We start from the raw sequence: 24,911 nt of genomic DNA, 5'->3' as shown, positions 1-24,911 counted from the left end.
ATAAGTCTTATACATTAGTAAATTTCTCATGAGCCAATATCTACAGGCAATACAAATTTCACCCTAGCTGGCTGTCCGTCTTTTAGTGGGGGAGTGAATCTAATGCGACGCACTAGATTTTTAATTTCACTTTCTAGCTGTGGGTAGGGATTGGTAACGATTTTGACTAACGTGGCTTTACCTTGTTCGTCGATTACCAATTCAAATGCAACTTTTACTTTTTTAATACCTTGTCTAGTGAGGCTTTTTGGTAATGTCACTTTTAGGATAGTGAGTAGCGTTGGTAATCCATCTAATTCACTTAAGTCAAACGCATCCCAATCAACTTCTAACGATTGCCACTGGGTCTCTTGAGGACTGAAGTCGGGCATATCGGGCTTATCAATAGTGATATCTTGCACAACTTTAACCATTTGAATACTGGCACCCGCTCCTTCAATCTGCACAGTAATTGGCGCATCTATTGCCTGTTGCTGTACCACAGGTTTAGGTGGCGGCGGAGGAGGTGTCGCTATTGTTATTTCTCTAACCATAACGGTGTCTTCTGGCATTTGGCTTAACCCATGACCTACCCATAGCGTTAATAACGCCAATACCAAAATGATGAAACTGGCGACACTCGCTATGGCTTGAGGTTTTGAAACCAATCGAACATTATTAAACAAAAATGCCCCGTTGACCTTGCCATTATTACCATTTGGTTGAGCGACTGAAGTCATCCTTTAAGTGCTGCCAAATTGACAGTTTTTGCACCAGCAAGTTTAGCGCCATCGATCACCTCTAACAGTAATTCTGTAGGTACAGTTTTATCAGCTTGAATAACCACAGGCCTTGGCTCGCGGCGCTGCAGCTGTTCAACTATGCCACGAACCCCGGCCACTCCCACATTACTGCCGTCATAGAACACCTCACCGTTATCTGTGATAGCCAATAAAATTGCTGTTTGTTCCATCTTCTGAATAGAAATAGCTTGAGGCTTGTCTACCTCAACACCTGTTTCTTTAACAAATACTGTAGTGACAATAAAAAATATGAGCAAAATGAACACCACATCTAATAGCGGCGACATGTCTATACCTTGTTCTGATTGTTGCTCTAAGCGTCTTTGTAATCTAGTTGGCATTGTTATTATCTCGATATTCCGTTAGGCACTAATGAGGCATGTACAGAACGTACATAAGAGTGCAGTAACCATGCTGGAATGGCACAAACTAGACCTAGTTGGGTAGTCAGTAGTGCATCAGCTATACCTGCACTCACTAATTCACTACTAGCCCCTTGGCTAGCTATACCAATAAAGCAATCTAGTAATCCAATAATGGTGCCTAACAGCCCGAGTAATGGCAGTGCTCCAATCAAAACACCAGTAGATCTTTGTTGAATTTGAATATTTTCAGCATCAATAGCGCCGCGGTCAGAGGCACTAAAAGAAAGAATGTAACTCATAGATATTTGGTAATAACAAATCAACGCTAGACCCAGAATGCCCCAACAAACCCAGTTACCATATATTTGCTCAAGCATTATGTAGCACTCGACTCTTCTAAAGTTAATTGAGCAACACTAGGCGTTTGTTTAGCGGTTTTTTCTTTAGATTGGGTTGCGACTTTAGGTTTATTAATCTGTTTAGATTTTTCAGTAGTGTCTGCCTGTCCATCAGACTTACTGATTAAAATAGCGAAGCTTTCTAACTCGTTGTAGTAAGACTTAGCTTTGCGTGACAATACAGCATTTAATATCAGTGCAGGAATGGCTACCACTAAACCAAGCTCGGTAGTGACTAACGCTTGTGCAATACCACCAGATACGACCTCAGGATCGCCCGAACCAAACAAGGTCATCATTTTAAAGGTTTCTATCATACCGCTAACCGTCCCAAGTAAACCTAATAAAGGAGACACCGCAGCGGTCATACCGATAGCGCCAATCCAACGCTCTAAACGGGTTTTGTCATCTTGTAACTGCATAAATAGTTGATCGTCACGCTCATTTGTAGACTTGGCTGTTACTGCAATATCTAATAAACGTTTTTGCATACCCTTCACTTTACTCATGATGTGAGACTGTGCGGCATCTGTGCTTTTAGCTAAAGCATTGCTCAAGATTGATGGGGTAAAGCGAATAACTTTTGATAAACGACCTAATTGCACAACTTTAATTAAGGCAATAATTAATGCAAATAAAGCAAAAAATACGATTGGAATAGCCCATTTACCACCTTTTAATACATGCTCAAAAAAGCTTTCGGAATGTTCTTGCCATGCCATAGCGCGATTCATAGTTGGATCAAATACAATTGAACCTTCGGTCTGCTTATGTAAATCACCAATTGTGCGGTTAGCTGCGCCTTTAAACTGCACGTTACTTTTTAACAAATCAGTTTGACCATGATGGGCGCTGGCAAGACCCGCATAGCCGCTAGTCTCATTCCAATACCAAGTGATTGGCCCCATAGTTAACGTCGCCAATTGGGTAATATCACCGCTGGGTAAAATAACCTTAGATTGCTGCCAACTAGGTGCAAAGTTTTTTTCAAATTGGTAACTGGTGGTTAAGACTTTATCCAGTTTTTCTGCCAAAGAACTGTTATCGATAATTGATGGGTCACTATTACCACCTTGCTGTTGTATAAAGCGGCTCAATAATCCTTGCTGATAAGCTTGTTGTTGGTTCCAAGTTTTTAAGCGCTCTTCTAGTTGAGATAAACTTAAGGTTTTTTCGTCTGATAAACGTCTTATTGCTGCGGTTTTTTCACGTAAAACTAAAACCTCTGATTCTAATTGAGATAACTTGCCTACCAATGTTTGGCGTTGCTTTGATATGTTTTGTTCGACCTTTGTTAATTCTTTTTGGGCAGTACTTATTTTGTTTAATAGATTCTCTACTAGTTGCTCTTGTGCGTTTACAGAAACATTGATTACCAAGAATAACGCCAAGGCAAATACACTGATTTTTGTAATCTTTCGTACATTTATTATGCTAATCATTGTAAACCGCCTACGGTTACTTTTGAGGCTACTACGTTGACTGGTAGCTCTACAAAATCGGCCTGTTTACGTTTCTCAAATATATCTATAGCGTTTTTGATTTCATTAGCGCTTATAGATTCATCTTCAATCCAAACCCATTGATTATCTTGAACCTGCCCTCGCCCTTTAAGTTTTCCATCGGCGCTAACAAACCATGCAGCACTGACCCCAAGATACAGCTGCTTAACCATAACCTCATCAGTCGTAGATACAGAGATTGGCCCTTCGTGGACAGAAATACGGTTTTGGAAATCCATAAGACTATTCAACTTAGCCAAAACAGCCTGCAAACTTTTAGAGGTTTGGTTATCGTCAGAAGATTCGTCTTGTTGTTGTAACCAAACATTCTTTAACAGAGGCGGTAATAACTCACTAAGGTGCTCTACCTGATTAAGCAACAAGCTTAATTTATTCATTAATGCCGTCTGTTGTTGCTCAAGCTTTGATTGTTGTTCTAATAATTCAGTACGACGCTTAGTGACATCTTCTTGGCTATCTGTGCTGTACTGAAGAATGTCTTCTAACTGCTTTTTTTCAACGCTGAGTAAGGTCAACCTTTGATTTAAAATAGGCTTATTGGCTTGCCAGTCGACCAATAAATGACTGCTTTGACGCTGAGTTTCTAACCATTGTTGGGTAAGTCTATCTATCTGAATAACGTTTGTAGCTAACGCCGACGGCATTGTTATTGCGCTACATAAAAAGCTAACCAACATCAATGGACGTAAAGCTAACAAACTGAATTTATTAAACTTTATTAAGTTTTTAAAACTAATGCATCTCTTGTCTTGGTTTGTCTTGTCTAATGTTATGCCGGTTAACCTTGTTACATCTTTCAACTTTAATCTCTCTTACTAGTCACAAACGATGAGCTTTTTAGTTTGGTGTTAATAGCTCTATTTCAACAGGTCGTAATTATCCACACAACCAATACAATTGCAAATGATAATTACTTGCATTTAGATTATTAAGTGTTAATCTGCGCCCCGAAAAAAGCAATCAACACATAACAAATGGAGAATTTTTAAATGAGAAACCTGACTTGCATGCCTACGAATATTGGCGTAAAGCGTAGTGCAATTACCCTTGCTATCGCAGCGGCTTTCCCCCTAGGCACTGCTGTTGCGCAAGAAACCCAGCAATTGCCTACTGCAAAAGCGACGGTGCAAACTGAAGATAGCTATAAAGTAGATAACTCAACTTCCGTAAAATATACCCAACCGTTACTAGACACTGCGAAAACGATCACTGTTATCCCTGAATCAATGATGAAAGATCGTAACGTTGATAGTTTACAAGATGCTTTGAGAGGTGTTCCCGGGATTTCTTTAGCAGCGGGTGAAGGTGGTGCACCTCCAGGTGACAGCATGTCTATTCGTGGCTTTAGCACGAACAACAGTATTTTAGTTGATGGTGTGCGTGATATCGCCGGTTATTCTCGTGACACGTATAACCTTGAATCTATAGAAGTGGCGAAAGGCCCTAGTTCTGCTGTTGCAGGCAGAGGCTCTGCTGGTGGCACCATTAATTTACAAAGTAAGACAGCCAAACTGGAAGACTTTACCGACGTAAGTCTACGGGTTGGCACAGAAGGCGATTATCGTGCACGATTAGATACTAATATAATGATTAGTGACGATACAGCTCTCCGCATTAACTTATTAGCTGATGATGGTGATGTTGCTGGCCGTGATCAAGTATTCAACTCAAAACAAGCTATTGCGGGCTCATTGGTAACTAACCTAACTACAACATCTCGTTTAACTGTTAATACTGAATATCAAAAACAAGATAATATGCCAGATTATGGCATTCCTTGGGTGTCAAATGGCTCTACGCCAGTAGCTGAATTAGTGGATTATGTTGGTTCTGCGCCACCGGTAGACTTCAGTAATTTTTACGGAAATGTTCATCGTGATTTTGAAGAGATTACTGCTAAATCCTTAACGGCCAAATATGAATATGATTTAAGTTCTGACACTACTTTAAGAGCATTAGCTCGTACGGGGTCTATTAAGCGTTTAAATATTGTGACCGCACCTCGTTTTATTGATAATTCAACCACTACTGATGTGCGTTTAAGTGATGAGAAAACTCGTGATACGAAAGATTCTTTGACCGTATTTCAGTTTGATGTAATTGGCAGTTATCAGCTAGGAAAAACTACTCACGATCTGGTTACAGGTGCTGAATTCGCGAATGAGAAATTTGAACGTTGGAATTATACCGCGGTTGTTGCTGATAACTTAAATGATACCCCTGAATTAGTTGATTTATACAATCCAGACTCTTTTGTTGAATTTACTGGTGAATATGCCCGTACTGGAAAAAGCCAAGAGGCGACGGGTGATACCACAGGTATCTATATTTTTGATACTGTCACCTTAAATTCACAGTGGGAATTAACAGCAGGATTACGTTATGACATCTTTGAAACTGAATATTTCAATGACCTAGATGGCGATGACCCTACCGTTAAACTTGAAACAACAGATAAAGAGTTCACTTGGAATATTGGAGCAGTGTATAAACCAGCCACCAATGGCTCAATTTACTTTGGCGCTGGTACCTCATTCACTCCCGCTGCAGAGGATCTTACCGTATCAACGAATGGTAACGCTGCTGATCTAGACCCAGAGAAAAATGTCAGTTACGAGGTTGGGACTAAGTGGGAGCTACTCGATGGCAATGTTTTAGCAAGCGCCGCAGTTTTCCGCAATGAGAAAACCAATGCATTAACCGATGACCCATTTGATGGTGTTGATGGCGATGATACCCGTGCTGACACATTAAATGGTGAGCAAAAAGTTGACGGGTTAGAGTTAGGATTAGCCGGACAAGTTACTGATGAACTACAAATTTCAGCGGCTTATACATTCCAAAAAAGTGAAGTCGTTAATGCTGAAGGCGCTGATGCAACCCAAATGGGACTTGAATTACCCCGAACTCCAGAGCATTCGTTTAGCATATGGGGCAGTTATGAGGTGTCAGAAAGTATAGAGTTTGGGCTAGGTGCGCAATATATGGGAGAACGTTACAATAGCACCAGTCTTACAGGCCGTGAATTGGCTGAAGATTATTTAATTTTTGACATGATGGTGTCTTACCAAATTACTGACAAACTTCGCGCTCAATTAAATGGTAGTAACTTAACGGACGAAGAGTATATTGACAAACTTGGTGGTGGCCACTTCTTACCAGGTGAAGGTCGTTACATTAGCGTAACAGCGACTTATTCGTTTTAGTAAGCTGTTAACCGTAAGCGAATTGTACGTATGCAGAAATATGAATACAGGGATGTATTCTTAAGCTGCAAGTTTCAAGTTATTTAAAACAAACCGGATATTTTTCTGGTTTTGTTTTTGTTGTATATCATGAGGATAAAGCCTTGTTAATAAAAGTTGCAAACGTATTAAGCCAAGAGCAAGTGCGGCAAGCCAAAAAGATCATGCTTGATGCCGATTGGACCGATGGTAATGTCACAGCTGGATACCAAAGCTCCCAAGCAAAAAATAATTTACAACTGCCAGAAGACTCTGAAGCTGCCCGTCAGCTAGGTGATATGATTTTACTGGCATTGTCTAAAAGTAATGTTTTTATGTCGGCAGCCTTGCCTAATAAGATATTCCCGCCCTTGTTTAATTGCTATCAGGGGGGGCAGTCATTTGGTACCCATGTGGATAATGCCATCCGCCAAGTGCCGGGCACCCCTGTTAAAGTGCGTACCGATTTATCAATGACCTTGTTTATCTCTGAACCCGATGAATATGAAGGGGGCGAATTGGTGATAGAAGACACCTATGGCTCACAAACTGTGAAATTTGCAGCAGGTGATATGGTGTTATATCCATCCACTAGTTTGCATCATGTTACCCCTGTGACTAAAGGTAGGCGGTTAGCTTCATTTTTTTGGCTGCAAAGTATGATCGCCAGTGATGAAAAACGTAGAATTTTATTTGATATGGATACAGCCATTCAAGGTTTAAGGCAGAGTATTCATGACAGCCCTGAAATTGTTCAGTTGACCGGTGTTTACCACAACCTTTTAAGGCAATGGGCACAAACCTAATATTAGGTTTAAACACAAAAAAGCCGCTTACAAGAGCGGCTTTCAAATTTTTGCTTTTAAGTAATTAATGGGTCAAATCATCAAAAAACTTTTTAACACCATCAAAGAAACCACTTTCTTTAGGACGGTTCTTAGCGACATCCTTGCCAGTACCCATAGATTCTTCTAATTCGTTAAGCAGTTCTTTTTGACGAGAGCTTAAGTTAACCGGAGTTTCGATTACCACTTTACAAATTAAGTCACCTACACTGCCACTACGTACCGATTTCACACCTTTTCCACGTAAACGGAACATTTTTCCAGTTTGTGTTTCTGCCGTGACTTTAAGTTTAACCTTGCCTTCAAGTGTTGGTACTTCAATTTCTCCACCAAGTGCAGCACGGGTGAAACTTAGAGGTACTTCACAATATAGGTTATTACCTTCACGGGTGAATATTTTGTGGTCACGTACATGAACTTGTACATACAAGTCACCTGGTGGTGCACCGGTTTCTCCGGCTTCACCTTCACCTGTTAGGCGAATTCTGTCGCCAGTGTCGACACCAGCTGGTACTTTAACCGATAAGGTTTTGGTTTTTTGAACTCGACCTTCACCATGACATGCTTTACATGGATCGGAGATAATCTGTCCTTTACCAGAACACGTTGGGCAAGTCTGCTGAACAGCAAAAAAGCCTTGACGCATTTGTACTTGGCCTTGGCCATGACAGGTTGGGCAAGTCGTTGGCTTAGACCCTTTTTTAGCACCAGAGCCATCGCACACTTCACATTCTACTAATGTAGGAACGCGAATTTCTACGCTCTTGCCTTTCACCGCTTCTTCAAGAGAAAGCTCTAGGTTATAGCGTAAGTCTGATCCTTGACGAGCACGAGATTGACGTCCACCGCCTCCTCTTCCACCGCCAAAAATATCACCAAAAACATCACCAAAAATATCACCAAAATCGCCACCTTGACCACCGCCACCACCGCGGTTTGGATCAACCCCAGCATGGCCATATTGATCGTAGGCCGCACGTTTTTGCGAATCGGTCAGCATTTCATGTGCTTCTTGCACTTCTTTAAATTTCTCTTCCATTGCTTTATCACCTTGAGTTCTATCAGGGTGATATTTCATGGCTAGGCGTTTATAGGCCTTTTTTATTTCGCGTTCGGTGGCACTTTTACTCACACCTAACACTTCATAATAATCTCGCTTCGACATCTCGATTCGGTATCCTGCGGTCTATGTATGATCACAAAGTAGCTAAATTGCTAACTTGTATGACTACTATTTTTGATAATTCTTAAAACAAACAAGGCGCAAACAATGTGACTTGCTGCGCCGAGTTGTACTGCCGAGCAAACTCGGCAGTCAGTATGTCTAACAACAATTATTTTTTGTCGTCTTCTTTTACTTCTTCAAACTCAGCGTCAACTACATCTTCATCTTGTGGAGCTGCGCCCGCATCTGTTGCTTCTGGGCCAGCTTCAGCACCTTCAGCAGCCGCTTTAGCTTGAGCAACTTCCATCAATTTAGCTGATGCTTGAATTAGCTCTTGAGTTTTAGCGTCGATGGCTTCTTTGTCGCCTTCTTTCACTGCTTCTTCAAGGGCTACAACCGCAGCTTCGATTTGAGTCTTGTCTTCTTCACTTAACGCATCGCCTGCTTCTTCAACTTGCTTACGTGTACCGTGAATCATGCCATCTGCTTGGTTACGTGCTTGAACAAGTTCTTCAAACTTAGCATCAGCATCTTTGTTGGCTTCAGCATCTTGAACCATTTGCTCAACTTCTTCTTCACTTAAACCAGAAGAGGCTTGAATAGTGATTTTTTGCTCTTTACCTGTATCTTTATCTTTAGCAGATACATGTAAAATACCATCAGCATCAATATCAAAGGTTACTTCAATTTGAGGCGCGCCACGTTGTGCTGGACGTATACCCTCAAGGTTGAATTGACCCAATGATTTATTACCTGCGGCTTGCTTACGCTCACCTTGTAAACAGTGGATAGTTACCGCTGACTGGTTATCTTCAGCTGTTGAGAAAGTCTGAGATTTTTTAGTGGGTACAGTGGTATTTTTCTCGATTAGAGCAGTCATTACACCGCCCATTGTTTCGATACCTAGAGAAAGAGGCGTTACGTCGAGTAACAATACGTCTTTAACATCACCAGATAATACACCACCTTGAATCGCCGCACCGACTGCTACTGCTTCATCAGGGTTAACATCTTTACGTGGCTCTTTTCCAAAGAACTCAGTCACATATTTTTGCACTAGAGGCATACGTGTTTGACCACCAACCAAAATGATATCGTTGATATCACCTACAGATAGGTCTGCATCAGATAACGCCTGCTTAAGTGGCTCTAGAGTCGCTTTAACCATAGATTCAACAAGTGATTCTAATTTTGCACGAGTAAGCTTGATTGTAAGGTGCTTAGGACCAGATGCATCAGCAGTTATATAAGGTAAATTAACTTCTGTTTGTTGTGCAGAAGATAATTCAATCTTAGCTTTTTCGCCCGCTTCTTTTAAACGTTGCATAGCTAATGGATCTTTACGTAAATCCATACCTGCGTCTTTCTTAAACTCATCAACTAAATAGTTAATAACTTGATTATCGAAATCTTCACCACCTAGGTGCGTATCACCATTTGTCGCTAATACTTCAAATGTATGTTCGCCGTCAGCTTCGTCAATTTCGATGATAGAGATATCAAATGTACCACCACCTAAGTCATATACTGCAACAACGCTATCGCCTTTTTTCTTGTCCATACCGTATGCAAGTGCAGCGGCAGTTGGCTCGTTGATAATACGTTTAACTTCAAGACCCGCAATACGGCCTGCATCTTTAGTTGCTTGACGTTGAGAATCGTTAAAGTAAGCAGGAACTGTAATAACCGCAGCATCGACTGTTTCACCTAAGTAATCTTCTGCTGTTTTCTTCATTTTCTTCAAAACTTCAGCAGAGATTTGTGGCGGAGCCATTTTTTCGCCTTTAGCTTCAACCCATGCATCGCCATTATCGGCTTTGACAAGTTTGAAAGGCATAATGTCAATGTCGCGTTGAACTTCTTTATCTTCCCAGCGACGACCGATTAAACGTTTAATTGCAAACAAGGTGTTTTGTGGGTTAGTAACAGCCTGACGCTTAGCAGGTTGGCCAACTAACGTTTCACCGTCTTGGCTATATGCGATAATTGAGGGAGTTGTACGATCCCCTTCTGCATTTTCAATAACTTTAGCGCTGTCGCCATCTAGTACTGCAACACATGAGTTAGTAGTACCTAAATCTATTCCAATGATTCTACCCATTAGTTTTTCTCCAAAAAATTGTTCTTAAAAGCTTGTACACTTTGTGGGGTTATTATTGAGCTTTTCAACATCTTAATTAAAAAAACCTTCACAAAACTGTAATTAATTTCGCCAATAGCTCTTGGTTGGGGGAATGCCCTAACTAAAGAACCCATTAAGCTTGAGTATCTACGCCACCCTCTGGTGCACGAGTAACCATAACCATGGCAGGTCTTAACAAGCGGCCATTGATTTCATAACCTTTTTGCATCACGGCCATGACTGTATTTGGTGGCAATTCTGCGTTCTCTTGCATTGACATGGCCTGATGCTGCTCTGGATTGAAAGGTTGTCCTTGTGGGTCAATCACTGACATTCCAAATTTTTCTATTGTGCTAACAAAAGATTTAAGTGTTAGTTCAACACCGTCCACAACAGGTTTAATCGCTTCATCTTCAGGGTTAGCAACCTGTAAAGCACGTTCTAAGTTGTCAGCTACAGGCAATAGTTCACCGGCAAATTTTTCTAATGCAAATTTGCGAGCCTTATCAATTTCGCCTTGGGCACGCTTACGTGCATTATCAGACTCTGCCATAGCGCGAATTACTGAGTCTTTTTGCTCAGCAACTTTAGCCTCGGCAGCAGCTACGGCAGCTTCTAACTCAACAATACGTTGTTGGTCTTCTGTTAATTCAACGACTTCTTCGTCAGACACTTTTTCTGCGGCTTGTTGTTCAATTTCCACACCCGCTTCTAATTCTTCACCTTGCTGAGGTGTTTGTTCATTTGACATGCTTAGCTCCGTATACTGTTTTCTTTAGCAAAGTTATAACTGCCACTTTTAATGGGGTTATATTTACAAGCTTCAAGGCAGATATTTGATGTTTTTTTGATTTATCTTAAATAAGCTGCTTTTGAGTGCTTTAAAGTCGACTTTTATATTGATTGCGCTACAGGTAGAGTATATCAACTAATTTAGGCGGTTTACCTTTGGTGAATATTTTTAAAGCAATCTGTGCACTATTTATAGAGTCAAGAACGATGATAATGTAGTTGTGCTAATTCAATGTGAGCTGCAGCAGTATGCATGCAGTACAACAGATAAACGGCCCCTTAACACTAGAACCAAAATTAGATAATAATGATTAACGTATGGACAGTATCAGCCGTTGTAATTTGTTACTTACTTGTATTGTTTGGTATAGCGTTTTGGGCTGAAAAGCGCTACAAAGGACAGCAGCAACACCCATTTATTTATAGCTTGGCGTTGGGTGTTCACTGCACATCATGGGCTTTTTTTGGCACAACCACACAAGCAACCCAATATGGATGGGCGTTTATACCTACCTATTTGGGGGCAATCTGTGTATTTTTATTTTGTCACCCAGTGTTACGAAAAATAAGCTCTTTGTGTCATCAACACCAAGTTAATTCACTGGCTGATTTTATTAGTTTGCGCTTCGAAAAGTCTTATTTATTAGCAGCAATCGTAACCTTGTTATGCCTAGTCGGTGTTATTCCTTATATTGCACTGCAACTAGATTCAGTTAGCCAAAGTGTTTCATTGCTAGTGGGTAACGATGTGAGCTGGGGCACTAATATAGGCGCATATGTCGCCATATTCATGGCACTGTTTACTATTCTTTTTGGGCTTAAATCTTTAAGTGCAAGCGATAAACACCCTGGTTTGATGGTTACTATCGCTTTTGAGTCGATAGTTAAATTAGGCGCACTATGCATTGTGGGCGGGTATATTTGCTATGTCATGTTTGATGGGGTGTTAGACTTATTTGGACAAGCCCAATTGCACCCCAAAAGTCAAACTATCATACAGGCAGATTCGGCCATATGGGTTTATTTAAGCCACATGTTACTTGGCGTATGTTCAATGTTTTGCCTACCAAGGCAATTTCATATCAATTTTGTTGAAAATAATGGCACAGAAGAACTAAGAACAGCCCGTTGGTTTTTCCCCCTATATCTATGCTTAATGACCGTATTTGTGTTACCCATTGGTGTAGCCGGTCATATCATTTTTGATACCACAACAGTCAGTACTGATACCTATGCGTTAGCCTTACCCTTATATGATAAAAACCAGAGTCTTGCGTTAATTGCATTTATTGGTGGATTATCAGCTGCGACCAGTATGGTGATAATTGCCACTTTAGCGATGGGGATTATGATTTCGAATAATTTAGTCACACCACTTAGACTAAAAATTCAATTACAAAGATTGCATCAACATAACCTGACTCCTAAAGCAATGCTATTTACTCGTCGCGTAACTGTGCTTCTAGTTATGGGAATAGCCTATTTATACCATCTTGATATCAGTAAAACTGCCCCATTAGTAAAAAGTGGCATAATTGCAATTGCTTTATTATCGCAAACGTTTCCTATTATTATTGGCGGGTTATATTGGCGAGAGCGCAATAAAAATGCGGCTATGATTGCCTTAATAGCTGGTGCAACATGTTGGGCCTACTGGCTACTGTGGCCTAGCATCACAGCAAGTTACTACTTTGAACCACCTCCTAGCGATTTGCAGCTTGCTTTTGGCTTTGTAAAAAGTTTAATAATTAATTTAAGTTGCTTTGTCTTGTTTAGTTTTATTTTTCCTGCCACCAAAACACAACCAACTAAATCTTTAGCCAAGCAAAGCTTTTCAGCCCAAAATAAAGCCACTAAAATTTCTAGATTATTAGCGATTACAGAAAAAGTGTTAGACAAAGACAGACACCAATATCTATTGAATAATTTACCCTCAGAACAAACATCGGCCTATGCCAGCCCTAAGTTGCTCGCAAATTTTGAAAATGAAATAGCCAATCAAGTAGGTAATGTCAGCGCCAGAATTCTACTGTCTGCTATCGCAGAAAAAAAAGATGTAGCGCTTGCCGAATTAGTTGAACTGGTTGAAGAAGCCAGCCAAACATTTCACTTTAATCATGAAGTTTTACAGTCTTCGGTTGAGCATATCCAACAAGGTATATGCGTAGTAGATGTGAACTTAAACCTTTTGGCATGGAATCAACGCTATATTCAAATGTTCAATTACCCTTCAGGTTTAGTCACTGTGGGTATACCTATTGAAAACTTGTTAATTTTTAATGCTCAAAGAGGCTTATTTGGCAATAAGCAACAAATCGATGCAGAAATTAAAAAGCGTATGGAGTTTATGCGAGAAGGAAGTCTTTACAAATATGTTCGAGAGCAAAAAAATGGTAAGACAATTGAAGTAAATGGCAGTCCACTCCCTGGAGGCGGGTTTGTGACTACATATAGTGATATAACAGACTACATTAGTATTCAGCAACAATTACAACAATCGAAACAACACCTAGAATCCCGAGTTGCAAAGCGCACCACAGAATTAGAAAGGGCCAATATTGCCCTTGATGAAGCAAGGCAAGAGGCAGAACAAGCGAATGAAAGTAAAAGTAAATTTTTAGCCGCTGCTGGACATGACCTTATGCAACCCTTTAACGCTGCCAGTTTATTTGCGTCTTTAATTAAAGAAAAAGCGCCCAATAAAGAGCTAAAAGAAATGAGCCAAAGCTTGGTTCAATCTTTAGGCAATGCTGAAGAGTTACTATCGACCCTACTCGATATGACGCGGTTAGACTCTGGAGTACTTATTCCTAAACTACAAAATTTTCCGCTGAGTGAACTACTGACCCCTTTGATCAAAGATTTCTCGGTTTTAGCTGCTCACAAAGGGTTAACGTTGAAGTATGTAGCCTGTACTTGTGTAGTGACTTCGGACAAAAAATTACTAAGGCGTATTTTACAAAATTTGATCTCTAACGCGGTTCGATATACTGATTCAGGAAAAATTTTAGTGGTGGCCAAACGCCTCAAACAACAACTTAATATTAGAGTTTATGATACAGGCAAAGGGATTGCAGAAAGTCAACAAGGGGCTATCTTTGAAGAGTTCAATCAACTAGATGAACATCATAAAAATCAGGGGCTAGGATTAGGACTGACCATAGTAGACAGGTTTAGTGCACTACTTCATCATTCTGTAGCCGTTGAATCAAAACTGGAACAAGGGAGTTGTTTTCACATCACTTTACCCAGCACGTCTGTCGCCCAAACCATTAAATCTACACCTACTATCATTCAATCAAATTCATCAGAATTAATGCGTGATAAAGTAGTTGTGATTATTGAAAATGACTTAGATACCATTGAAGCGATTCGCCATCTATTTCTGAGTTGGGGGGCTTCAGTATACCCTTTTAACAGCGCTTCAGAGGCGCTAAAACACAGCCCAAGCTGTCCTCACTTATTGTTTCTAGATTATCACTTGAATAACAATGAGACAGGTATACAGGCCGCAAACCTAATTAGGCAAAAATGGCAAAAAACTATACCTGCGGTACTGAGTAGTGCAGACCGTACCGAAGCCGTCCGAAACTTAGCAATTGAAGGACAGCTTCAGTATTTACCTAAACCCATCAAACCCGCAGCGTTAAAGAGGTTCATTATACAAGCGGGCATCTAGTCAGATTAAAAGTCATCACAAAGCCAAGTTTACTAAATATACTATTAGACACAGCAAGCACAATTACGCTTGGTTTTTTCCATTTTTCCTATTCCAGGATTAAAGGTATTAGTTGGGTCTAGTTTTCTATAAAACTTCTGTAATTCACTCTCCGCCTCGTACAGGTGACCAACATTATGCTCTGCAGGGTACTTGGCCCCCCTTGAATCAAGTAAAGCTAACATTTGCTTTTTCACCTGTTTGGCATCTGTACCCTTTTTAAGTACATAATCTTGGTGAAACACATGACAAAAAAAGTGACCGTAATAAAGGCTTTTCTCGATACATTGTGAAATACTCTCTGGAAACTCTTCAACCCACTCCATATCGTTGCGACGAAGGGCAATATCTAAAGCCAAAATGTCTCCCACTTTTTTAGATTTTAAGGTCTGATATCGGATAGCAGCCCCTGCTGCGGCAAAACGATGTAAAAATGCTCTAGAAGACTCATCTTCATCACATACAAAATAGTCACCCACGTCTGATTTTTGCGTAAAAAAGTCACTCAAGTAATGATGGGCTTCAGCAATACCTGCATCACTCATCTTCAATAACAGGTGATGTTCATATTTTTCATTATAATCCAGCATCCGTTTTGGCAAATGATTAGGAAATATATGACTCACTCCTTGCATAACGCGATCGGTTAAGTACTTTGGTAAAAATGGCACTTTGTTAAGGGCTGAGTCAATGCGTCCTTTTATGGCGAACATTTTAGGTAAATCGTCAGTTCCTAAGTGCAATATGCTTAAGAATGTATCTTTACCGTAATGGTTAGCGATATCGAAACAATCCCTATGTAAATATTCCCCTACTTCAGGTAAATTCTTAAATTGAGATAACATATTTTTACGTATTTTACTCAGTACTTTAGGGTCGTTAGTGCCAATGTAAAAAGTCTGTTCTTTTTTAGCCACACTGAAGGTGTCTAATCTCACAGCAAATACTGCGACTTTTCCGGCACAACCACTGGATTCAAAAAGACGATTAGGATCGGCATTAAAGCGGCTAGGTGTATCCGCTTCAACATCGCGAATGAGCTCAACATAGTCTGTGGCGGATGCTTTTTTGTCGGAGGCAAAGTTACTAGCATCAAAATTTCCAGATTCTAAGTTCGCCAGAATCTCTTCTGGTTCTTGACCTAATTCAATACCAAGGTGATTAACCAAATGTAATTCACCTTTAGCGTTTACCCATGCAAATATTGACAACTCGGTATATGCTGGGCCTCTTTTGACAAGGGCACCGCCTGAGTTATTAGCAACACCTCCCACTATAGAAGCGCCTAAAGATGAAGAGCCAATCACAGAGTGAGGTGCTCTGTTTAAGGGTTTTAGAGTTTTCTCAAGAGTGTGTAAGGTTGTGCCTGGCAAACCGATAACTTGCTCTCCCGCCCCTAACATCAAAAGTGTGTCCATTGCGAGTGTATTAATTACGACCACCTCTCGATCATAATCATGACCGCTTGGGGTCGAGCCCTCAGTTAGGCCTGTTTTAGCCGCTTGCATCACAATAATACAATCAGCTTTAACACAAGCTTGTAACACCCTCCAAAACTCAACTAAGGTTTGAGGAAAAGCCACAGCAAGTGCTGAGCCTCCACCAGAACGCCAACCCTTGCGATAGTATTCGGTATTACGCGCACCAACAGCGACATTATCAATCGTTAAAATGGAAACTAACTCACCAATAAGTGGGTGTGGTGACATAAAACTATCCTAATTAAACTTGAGACTATAGAAGCTAAGGCTATGGTCAACCAAACATTGTTATTACATGCTGCTGAAGAGGGTAATCTGGCGGATACATAAATACAAAAATATTTTTATACTTATTATCAAAATTTGGCTCAACGGGTATCTTAATCGCTTAAAGCAATTAATCTAAGGCTGTACTAAAAAATAAAGTAACCTCGACTCACATCTACACTTTATTTTAAATGTCCTGACAAACTAAGAAGGTTTATATTGATGATATCTTGTGAGCATTATGACTATATAGAACTGGCTTGTATGCATGGCTACACACTTAAGCTAACGTTAGATTCCGGTACAATTTTACTTGGAAAGGCTATGAATACCAATCGAAATGAACAGTCAGACGAGTGTATAAAAATGAAAATCGACAAAATGGATGTGCTAATAGTGTTAAATTCAATATCTACAATGGAAGTTCTAAATAATCATGCTCAATTTAAGTTCGTGAACTTTAAATAATCACTCAAAAATATGACAAATACATTACCCTTCCGTTGTATTCATGACACTTTTAAACATCACTCCGGCTTGCGTCCGGTTGTTAAAATTTAATTTATTGAGAACAGCTGAAACGTGCTGTTTTATAGTGGATTCACTAACTTTTAATTCATAAGCGATTTGCTTATTTAATAATCCGTCAGCCATCATTTGTAATACTCGAAATTGATGAGGTGTAAGTAACTCTAAGTGATTCGCAAAGCGTTTATATTCTGAATTATCATGTTCTTGAACATCATTCATCATGTCTTCAGGCATCCAAATTTGACCATCCAAAATTTGTGTCACCGCAAAGGTAATGAGAGGCAAAGGCGTTGATTTTGGAATATATCCACTAGAGCCAAAATCAATAGCCTTCTTGATAATTTCTGGGCGCTCTTCGGCAGACACAATAACGACCAAAACATCTGGGTAATTATTACGCAGAGTAGTTAAGCCAGTTAATCCCATATTGCCTGGCATATTGAGATCCAAAAATACCAGTTCAATTTCTGCATTTACCGAGAGTAGAGCTTCAGTTTCGCTAAAATTAGATGCCTCTAAAATGTTATCCCCCAAGCTTTCAAATACGGCATGCTTTAGTGCACTTCGAAATATCGGGTGGTCATCTGCTACAATAGCACGAGCTGGCATGGGTTAATCCTTGAAGAGCACTGACAATAAAACCTAAAGAGTAAAATAGATAGTGTATTAAAAGCAATAAAAAAGGCAGCCTTAGCTGCCTGTGTAAGAAGTATGGAAATTAAAACCTATATCCTAACGTTAAGCTAAATGTCAACGGATCACCATAATAGCCAATTAGAGTGTTATCGCCACCGGTACCAGCGGTGTAACCTGTTGGGTCGTCTGGATTTTCTGTAACAAATTGATAGCCCCCTACTACATACTCTTCATCCGTAAGGTTTTTAGCATGTATACCTCCATACCAATCACCTTCAACACTGGTCCAAGATACACTCATGTTAAGTAAACCATAACCATCTTGAGTGATTAAGCTATTTGCAGTCTCTGTAATAGTATAATCATCTCGATAATAATAATTAGCACTAAATACCAAATCACCAATATCAGAAGACCATACATAGTTTGTGGCAAAATTTGCCGTATATTCTGGTGTGTTAGAAATGGCAAATGAATCAGATATATCAACTGGTCCGTCTGTTGTTTCTTGGATCACTTCACTAAATTCAGCATCAATATAACCTAGGGCTAGGTCAAAGGTTAAATCGTCAGTGGCAGCATACGTAAACTCTGCTTCAACCCCTTGCCCGGTTGAGCTGCCTACATTACCCAAAATTTGCTGTAAGTCTTCAGGAGAGCTAACAGGTAGCACAGAAATGTATTGGCGATCTTTATGGTCTAAAGCAAACAAAGTGACATTAGCTCTTAGTTTATCATTCCAGTCACTTTTCATCCCAATTTCAAACGAGTCAACTACTTCAGGATCCACTGATGGCTCATTTATGGTAGCCCTTGGGTTGAATGTCCCCGATTTAAAGCCCTGAGCATAACTGGCGTAAAACATAATATTTTTAGCATATTGGTATTCAACACTAAAGCTAGGAGTCAACCTTGACCAGTCTTCTTTTGCGGGCGCATTTAACACGCCGTCACCATTACTGTCAGTTCCTAATACTTGCGGCACTATGTCGCCATCAGGTCTCACATAACCGGGTACCCAGTTAGAATAAGGGTAAACATTATCGAATATTAGGCCGTTATTTACGTAAGCTAATTTTTCTTCTTTTGTATACCGAAGGCCAACTGACATAGATAAATTTTCAGACACATCGAAACTACTCTGCCCATACACGGCTTGGCTTTCACTATTATTACAACCAGAAACTTCTCTAGTGAGGCCTGGCGTACCGAACGCAGCCCTGCCTAAAAACCCTAAAATAGCATCAAAATTCCCGCATGACTCGCCTTCATAAAAATACACACCAGCTACAAAAGATAAACCATCGACTCCATAACTAAGGTTCACTTCATGTGTATCATTACTATCATCATACTCAGCAGGCACATCAAAAATATCCAAAGCTGTATTATCAAAATCTATGTTTGTCGCTGAGTATCCTTCTCTATGTGAGCCTATATATTTGACCTGTAAAGCATCAGACACATCATATTGAGCTAACCAACTATAGCCGTCTAATTCAACACGATTGTATGTTGGTAAACTAGTATAAGAGTCGAACACACTGCTTGGAACAGGAGCATCAGTTAAGCGACTAGGTAAAAGCCGATAGCCCCCCTTTGAATTTGAAGTATCTTCTGTTTTATCCCATCTAACTCTAAAGAATAAATCTTCGCTCGCGTGGAACTCAACGTTAAACCGAGCTGCCCAAAGATCTTTATTGTAGTTTTCTAAATCTTGATTAGGTAATGCCGACTCTAAATATTTGCCGAATCCATCTCGACTTAAATCAGCATAGCCTACTCCAATGTATAATTTGTCTTCAATAACAGGTAATTGACCCGTTATTTTAATGTCTCGCTGAGCGTAGCTACCAAGGGTTCCAGACAAGTTGAACGCAGTATCACCAGACATTTGTTTCGTAACATATTTGATGGCACCGCCTATGGTGTTTTTGCCATAAAGAGATCCTTGTGGGCCACGTAATACTTCAATTCTTTCGACATCTAATAAATCTAGTACAGCACCTTGTGGACGGGCAATGTATACATCATCCACATAAATTCCTACGCCAGGCTCATAGCCCCAAAGCGGGTCTTGTTGCCCTACCCCACGAATAAAAGCGGTTAACGTAGAGTTAGTTCCCCGACTATTTTGAAGAGTTGTATTGGGAGAAAACTGCTGAATCTCGGTAATAACAGCAATACCTAATGCATTTAGCTCCAACTCTCCAATTGAAGTAACAGCAAGAGGTACCTCTTGTAAGCTTTCCGTTGTTTTTCGAGCGGTAACCTCAATCCGCTCAAGACCTTTGCTTTCTTGTTGAGCATAAACACTAGTGCTAAGTATGGCTCCTACGGCTATTGCGCAAAGTGATTGATTGAACAGTTTGGTAGCACCTGTAATACGGGGTGTGTAATTTATAGTTTTCATTATTTCCTCGAATATCAGTTTTATATAATTCTGAATGCTGCGGTCTTAACTACCTTAATCTAGAACAATCAATTCGTCCTTAGTACCATAGTACTATGGGCTTTTTTTACACTATGACACACACTTCAACCCATCCTTTCTGTTGGTCTGCGGTCTCAGACTTAATTTAAGGAAACATATCATATGCTTAGTCTAATTGGCTTAATAGGTGGACTATTTCTGCTTATAGTTTTAACTGTTCGTGGAGTGAACCTATTTATCGCGGCACCACTTTGTGCTTTGTTTGTCACGATAACCAGCGGTTTACCTATTTTCATAGGTGAAAATAACTTTGTTGAAACCTATATGCAGGGGTTTTCTGCTTTTATAGCTGCTTGGTTTTTCATGTTCCTACTTGGTTCACTATTCGGGAAGTTCATGGAAGATACTGGGGCAGCTGACGCTTTATCTCAATGGATAATTAACAAGTTAGGAAGAAAACAAGCGGTTTTAGCAGTGGTAATAGCTTGTGCTGTTTTAACTTATGGTGGAGTAAGTGTTTTTGTAGTGGCTTTCTCTGTTTATCCTATGGCAATTAGTTTATTTAAAGATGCTAATTTGCCTAGACGATTTATACCGGCAACTTTAGCCTTTGGCTCGGTCACATTTACTATGACATCTGCAGGCTCACCAGAAATTCAAAATTGGATCCCCATAAAATACCTAGGGACCTCTCCTTTCGCAGGTTGGGAAGTGAGTTTAGTGGTGGCCATATTTATGGCTAGTTTTGGCTTTTGGTGGATACGACGCATGATTAACAAAGCGTTAGCCAACGGAGAGTGCTTTGAAGTGCGAGACCATGACCCAAAAATAGAGGCACGAAATTACCCTCACCCATTTACAGGGATTTTACCTTTATTAGTGGTATTAATTTTGTCGTTCACTTTACATCAACATTTACAGCAAATGGCATTAATTGTGGCCTTAGGCGGCGGGGTTTTATGTCTAATGCTGGTAAATCGTAACTATTTTAATAGTTTGCAAAATGCCATAACAGCAGGCACAACAAGCGCACTCATTGCTATAGGTAACACCGCAGCAGTTGTTGGGTTTGGTAGTATAGCTAAATCTACTTCAGCATTTCATTCTGCAGTAGAAATAATGACACAAATCCCTGGAAATGAACTTATTGGTGCAGCCATCGCAATTAGTGTCATTGCTGGCCTTACTGGTTCAGCATCTGGCGGGCAAGTAATTGCCCTACCCCTTATTGCCCCTCATTATGTAGACCAAGGCGTCGATCCTGAAGAGTTACATCGCATTGTTGCCATCTCATCAGGAGCATTAGATTCATTGCCTCATAATGGTTATGTTGTTACAACTATTAGAGCGATATGCCATGAAACACATCAAAGGGCTTACTGGCCACTGGGAGCGTTAACAGTTGTAGTTCCGCTTTGTGGTGTAGCATTAGCTATCACTCTTTTTTGCATTTTTTAAACTCTTATAGGAATTTGTTTTCATGTCATCATTACTATCTATAGCCAAAATTTCAATCTTCATGACTTGGCTTAGTATGTCTTCGGCGCTAATTGCTAAACCTCTTGTAATAAAGCAGCGTTTTGAGACTGAAAATTTTAAAACCTTTAATAACCAAGTCATTAAACAGGTCGCTGTGGGCTGGGAAAGTTACGGAACATTAAACGCTAATAAAGATAACGTTATCTTAATTACACACTATTTTTCTGCGAACTCACATGCAGCGGGAAAGTACTCAGATGATGATCCAACTTCTGGTTATTGGGACGCATTAATTGGTCCAAATCTAGCTATAGATACCAATAAGTATTTTGTAATTAGTGTAGATAGTTTAGCTAACTTAGGCGCATACAATGAACATGTGATTACCACCGGTCCCGCTTCTATAAATCCTGACACAGGTAAACCCTACGGGCTTTCTTTTCCCGTTGTAACCATTAGAGATTTTGTAAATATACAAAAGTTAGTGCTAGAGAGCTTAGGGATTAAAAAGTTACATGCGGTAATAGGCCCTTCAATGGGTTCGATGCAAGCAATTGATTGGGCTACAACTTACCCTAAATGGGTACCTAGAATGATTTCAATTATAGGGAGCGCTCAAAGTGATGCTTGGACTACTGCTCTCATTGAGCAGTGGACTATTCCAATCAAGCTCGACCCTAATTGGAACAATGGAAACTACTATGATAGTACCCCGCCTACTGAAGGCTTGATTGCCGCGCTGATGTTTATCACTCAGGATGCACTGACACCAGAGTTTATTAACGATATTGGCAGTTCATCTGCCGTAAATCATCAACCTTTAGAAGCCAAACCTATGACTTCAATATTACACTCTCATAGAATAGTACAATGGTTGAGAACAACAGCTACCGCAAGGGCGAAAACCTTTGACGCAAATCATCTACTCTACCTCGCAAGAGCTTCTCAATTATTTGTAGCGGGGCACAACAGCAATTTAGATACTGCCCTTTCTGGCATAGAAGCTAGAACGTTATTCATACCATCAGCAAATGATTTATTACTCATGCCCTACCTCAGTGAAAATGTACATCTGAGCCTAAAAGAGCAAGGCAAGTCAAGCCAACTTGATACTCTGACTGGTAATCTAGGGCATTTAAATGGGGTTGCAAAAATTACCGAAAAAGCAGAGAAAATAAAAAACTTTATTGAACAAGAGTGATACCTAATTAGAGACTAACTATGAAAAAAACAACCTTATTGATACTGGGCAGTTTAACTTCTGTCATTACAAACTTAGATGCTACACCGTTAACCTTGGATACCCAGAAAATTGCCGTGTCTGGTTTGTCTAGCGGTGGATATATGGCGAATCAATTTCATATAGCCCATTCTAAGTGGGTTGATAAAGTGGGAATTATGGCCGCTGGCCCATATTATTGTGCTAACAATAGTATTAAAGAAGCCCTTGAAAAATGTGTTAATAAGAGTACTGAAAATACCGACAAAGACCTTCACCGACAAGCAAATATATATGCAAAAAATGGCGATATTGATCCTCTTGAAAATATAGCAAATAGCAAGGTTTGGTTACTAAGGGGAAATAAAGATACAACAATTGCCCCTGCAGTTAGTAAAGCTTTATTTACTCAATATAAAAACTGGTTAAATGAAGACCAACTTAAATTTGTTACAGACCAACCTTTTGGACATCACTTTCCCACGCTAGCAAACGGCACAAAATGTCATGTTTCTGAAGCGCCTTTTATTGGTAACTGCAACTATGATGGGGCCGGTGAAATGCTCAACTATTTATATGACTCTTTAGCTCCGCGAGTAACAAAAACAACTGGAAAACTACAGCAGTTTGACCAACATAACTTGGGGGGAGATTCTGCTCAATCATTGGCTAAAAATGGGTTCGCATACATTCCAAGTACCTGCCTACAAGGCGAAATGTGCAAAGTTCATATTCATTTTCATGGTTGTCAACAAAACGAAGAAACCATAGGCACGCAATATGTTACTCAAAATGGCATCAATAATTGGGCTGACAACAACCATCTGATAGTCATTTATCCACAAACTAAAAATTCGATGTTTATGCCCTTAAACCCTCAAGGTTGCTGGGACTGGTGGGGCTACACTGACAAAAAATATGCAACAAAAAAAGGACAGCAAGTTAAGGCCATAAAAAATATGGTGAACTCTTTTGCCGCTAAAATCAAACTAGGAGAATAATAATGGAAAACAAAAACATTCTCATAACCGGAGGCGCAAGCGGCATTGGTTTTGGCATAGCAGAGCATTTAGGGCGCTTAGGTCACCATATAATAATTGCCGATATTAATTTAGCTGCGGCAGAATTAGCCTCAATCAAACTGCATAAGGAAAATATCAAAGCTACTGCACTTGAGTTAGATGTCACTAATGCAATAAACGTTGCTTCTTTACCCCAAACCTTAGCTCCGATAACAATAGATGTATTGATTAACAATGCTGGAATTCAACACGTTAGTAAACTGGAAGACTTTCCATCACATAAATGGCAGCAGTTGATAGATATAATGTTAGTCGCACCAGCACTGTTGAGCCAAGCACTTTTACCAGCAATGCGGCATCAAAACTACGGCCGTATAATTAATATAGGTTCAGTACACTCTGTTATTGCCTCCCCCTTTAAATCTGCCTATGTTGCAGCAAAACATGGATTGTTAGGCTTTTCCAAAACCTTAGCATTAGAGACAGGCGATTGTGATGTGACGGTGAATACATTATGCCCAGCATATGTAAAAACGCCTCTAGTAGAAAATCAAATAGCAGCACAGGCTATTGAAAATGACATAAGTGAACAAGAAGTGGTTGATAAAATTATGTTAGCGCCAATGCCTAAAAAGGCCTTTATTGACATTGAAGAGGTTGGCGCTCTGGCTGCTTTTTTACTAACAGATGCCGCTAAAAACATCACAGCACAAGCATTAGTAATTGATGGGGGATGGACTGCTAGATAAATTTAAAGCTACTTTGGCTAAACATTAGTGAGTTTGACAGAATCATCACCTTCAAAAAACCTTAGAAACACCCTAACCAGTTGTTTATATTGCATATTTAAATTATGGCACACACTATGCTTTTACCTTTGTAAGATAACTTATAAACGTTAGGAAATT

At 39.9% G+C, this 24,911-nt stretch carries 19 protein-coding genes; 8 read left to right on the top strand and 11 right to left on the bottom strand.

The features are described 5' to 3' along the window. Positions 1-26 precede the first annotated feature (26 nt). The 5 genes from ABJD71_RS16440 to ABJD71_RS16420 are packed head-to-tail and all read right to left on the bottom strand — an operon-like array spanning position 27 to position 3,745. Positions 27-719, bottom strand: a complete 693-nt coding sequence (locus tag ABJD71_RS16440) for an energy transducer TonB (protein WP_348171890.1) — start codon at positions 717-719, stop codon at positions 27-29. After that, the gene (locus tag ABJD71_RS16435) at positions 716-1,123 is read right to left on the bottom strand and encodes a biopolymer transporter ExbD (RefSeq protein WP_348171887.1); all 408 of its coding nucleotides are present in this window, start codon (positions 1,121-1,123) and stop codon (positions 716-718) included. Before ABJD71_RS16435 ends, ABJD71_RS16440 begins: the two co-directional genes overlap by 4 nt. 5 nt (positions 1,124-1,128) lie before the next feature. Continuing rightward, entirely contained in the window at positions 1,129-1,524 is a 396-nt protein-coding gene (locus tag ABJD71_RS16430) for a MotA/TolQ/ExbB proton channel family protein (protein ID WP_348171884.1), read from the bottom strand. Then, the gene (locus tag ABJD71_RS16425) at positions 1,524-2,987 is read right to left on the bottom strand and encodes a MotA/TolQ/ExbB proton channel family protein (RefSeq protein WP_348171880.1); all 1,464 of its coding nucleotides are present in this window, start codon (positions 2,985-2,987) and stop codon (positions 1,524-1,526) included. The genes ABJD71_RS16430 and ABJD71_RS16425 overlap by 1 nt, the downstream gene beginning before the upstream one ends. After that, entirely contained in the window at positions 2,984-3,745 is a 762-nt protein-coding gene (locus ABJD71_RS16420) for a DUF3450 family protein (RefSeq protein WP_348171977.1), read from the bottom strand. The genes ABJD71_RS16425 and ABJD71_RS16420 overlap by 4 nt, the downstream gene beginning before the upstream one ends. 312 nt (positions 3,746-4,057) lie before the next feature. On the opposite strand from ABJD71_RS16420, the gene ABJD71_RS16415 reads away from it, so the two are divergent. Further along, positions 4,058-6,274 (top strand): TonB-dependent siderophore receptor, encoded by a 2,217-nt coding sequence (locus tag ABJD71_RS16415; RefSeq protein ID WP_348171877.1) that lies wholly within the window; start codon positions 4,058-4,060, stop codon positions 6,272-6,274. A 143-nt stretch (positions 6,275-6,417) separates the two neighbouring features. Next, positions 6,418-7,098 (top strand): Fe2+-dependent dioxygenase, encoded by a 681-nt coding sequence (locus ABJD71_RS16410; RefSeq protein WP_348171874.1) that lies wholly within the window; start codon positions 6,418-6,420, stop codon positions 7,096-7,098. A 64-nt stretch (positions 7,099-7,162) separates the two neighbouring features. Here the strand turns inward: ABJD71_RS16410 and dnaJ are convergent, their stop codons facing one another. From dnaJ to grpE, 3 genes are all read right to left on the bottom strand, one after another. After that, the gene (gene dnaJ / locus ABJD71_RS16405) at positions 7,163-8,302 is read right to left on the bottom strand and encodes a molecular chaperone DnaJ (protein WP_348171871.1); all 1,140 of its coding nucleotides are present in this window, start codon (positions 8,300-8,302) and stop codon (positions 7,163-7,165) included. Between the two features lie 169 nt (positions 8,303-8,471). Then, positions 8,472-10,403, bottom strand: a complete 1,932-nt coding sequence (dnaK, locus tag ABJD71_RS16400) for a molecular chaperone DnaK (RefSeq protein ID WP_348171868.1) — start codon at positions 10,401-10,403, stop codon at positions 8,472-8,474. Between the two features lie 154 nt (positions 10,404-10,557). Next, positions 10,558-11,175: a nucleotide exchange factor GrpE gene (gene grpE, locus ABJD71_RS16395; protein WP_348171865.1), complete on the bottom strand. Its 618-nt coding sequence runs from the start codon at positions 11,173-11,175 to the stop codon at positions 10,558-10,560. Between the two features lie 348 nt (positions 11,176-11,523). On the opposite strand from grpE, the gene ABJD71_RS16390 reads away from it, so the two are divergent. Continuing rightward, on the top strand, positions 11,524-14,895 hold the full coding sequence (locus ABJD71_RS16390; RefSeq protein ID WP_348171862.1) for a hybrid sensor histidine kinase/response regulator: 3,372 nt from the start codon (positions 11,524-11,526) through the stop codon (positions 14,893-14,895). 44 nt (positions 14,896-14,939) lie between these two features. On the opposite strand, the gene dld is transcribed toward ABJD71_RS16390, so the two are convergent. After that, complete coding sequence (dld, locus tag ABJD71_RS16385; protein WP_348171859.1) at positions 14,940-16,643, bottom strand: D-lactate dehydrogenase; 1,704 nt, start codon at positions 16,641-16,643, stop codon at positions 14,940-14,942. A gap of 261 nt (positions 16,644-16,904) precedes the next feature. Here dld and ABJD71_RS16380 point away from each other — a divergent pair, with 261 nt between their 5' ends. Beyond that, positions 16,905-17,150: a Rho-binding antiterminator gene (locus ABJD71_RS16380; protein ID WP_348171974.1), complete on the top strand. Its 246-nt coding sequence runs from the start codon at positions 16,905-16,907 to the stop codon at positions 17,148-17,150. 24 nt (positions 17,151-17,174) lie between these two features. Here the strand turns inward: ABJD71_RS16380 and ABJD71_RS16375 are convergent, their stop codons facing one another. Both ABJD71_RS16375 and ABJD71_RS16370 read right to left on the bottom strand, forming a co-directional pair. Continuing rightward, complete coding sequence (locus ABJD71_RS16375) at positions 17,175-17,822, bottom strand: response regulator transcription factor (protein ID WP_348171856.1); 648 nt, start codon at positions 17,820-17,822, stop codon at positions 17,175-17,177. A gap of 109 nt (positions 17,823-17,931) precedes the next feature. Further along, positions 17,932-20,262 carry a TonB-dependent receptor gene (locus ABJD71_RS16370; RefSeq protein ID WP_348171853.1) on the bottom strand — a complete coding sequence of 777 codons (2,331 nt, stop codon included), beginning with the start codon at positions 20,260-20,262 and terminating at the stop codon, positions 17,932-17,934. Between the two features lie 183 nt (positions 20,263-20,445). On the opposite strand from ABJD71_RS16370, the gene ABJD71_RS16365 reads away from it, so the two are divergent. The 4 genes from ABJD71_RS16365 (at position 20,446) to ABJD71_RS16350 (ending at position 24,752) form a co-directional block, all read left to right on the top strand. Beyond that, positions 20,446-21,741, top strand: a complete 1,296-nt coding sequence (locus tag ABJD71_RS16365) for a GntP family permease (protein WP_348171850.1) — start codon at positions 20,446-20,448, stop codon at positions 21,739-21,741. 61 nt (positions 21,742-21,802) lie between these two features. Continuing rightward, entirely contained in the window at positions 21,803-22,963 is a 1,161-nt protein-coding gene (locus tag ABJD71_RS16360; protein ID WP_348171972.1) for a homoserine O-acetyltransferase, read from the top strand. A 20-nt stretch (positions 22,964-22,983) separates the two neighbouring features. Beyond that, a complete protein-coding gene (locus tag ABJD71_RS16355) occupies positions 22,984-23,982 on the top strand; it encodes a prolyl oligopeptidase family serine peptidase (protein ID WP_348171847.1) in 999 nt (332 codons plus the stop codon). A gap of 2 nt (positions 23,983-23,984) precedes the next feature. Next, entirely contained in the window at positions 23,985-24,752 is a 768-nt protein-coding gene (locus tag ABJD71_RS16350; RefSeq protein WP_348171844.1) for a 3-hydroxybutyrate dehydrogenase, read from the top strand. The last annotated feature ends 159 nt before the right edge of the window (positions 24,753-24,911 follow it).

This window comes from Paraglaciecola sp. (assembly GCF_039943935.1).
Classification (GTDB): Bacteria; Pseudomonadota; Gammaproteobacteria; order Enterobacterales; family Alteromonadaceae; genus Paraglaciecola.
The sequence above is the reverse complement of the archived record's forward strand: the minus strand, read 5'-3'. Positions and strand labels throughout refer to the sequence as shown.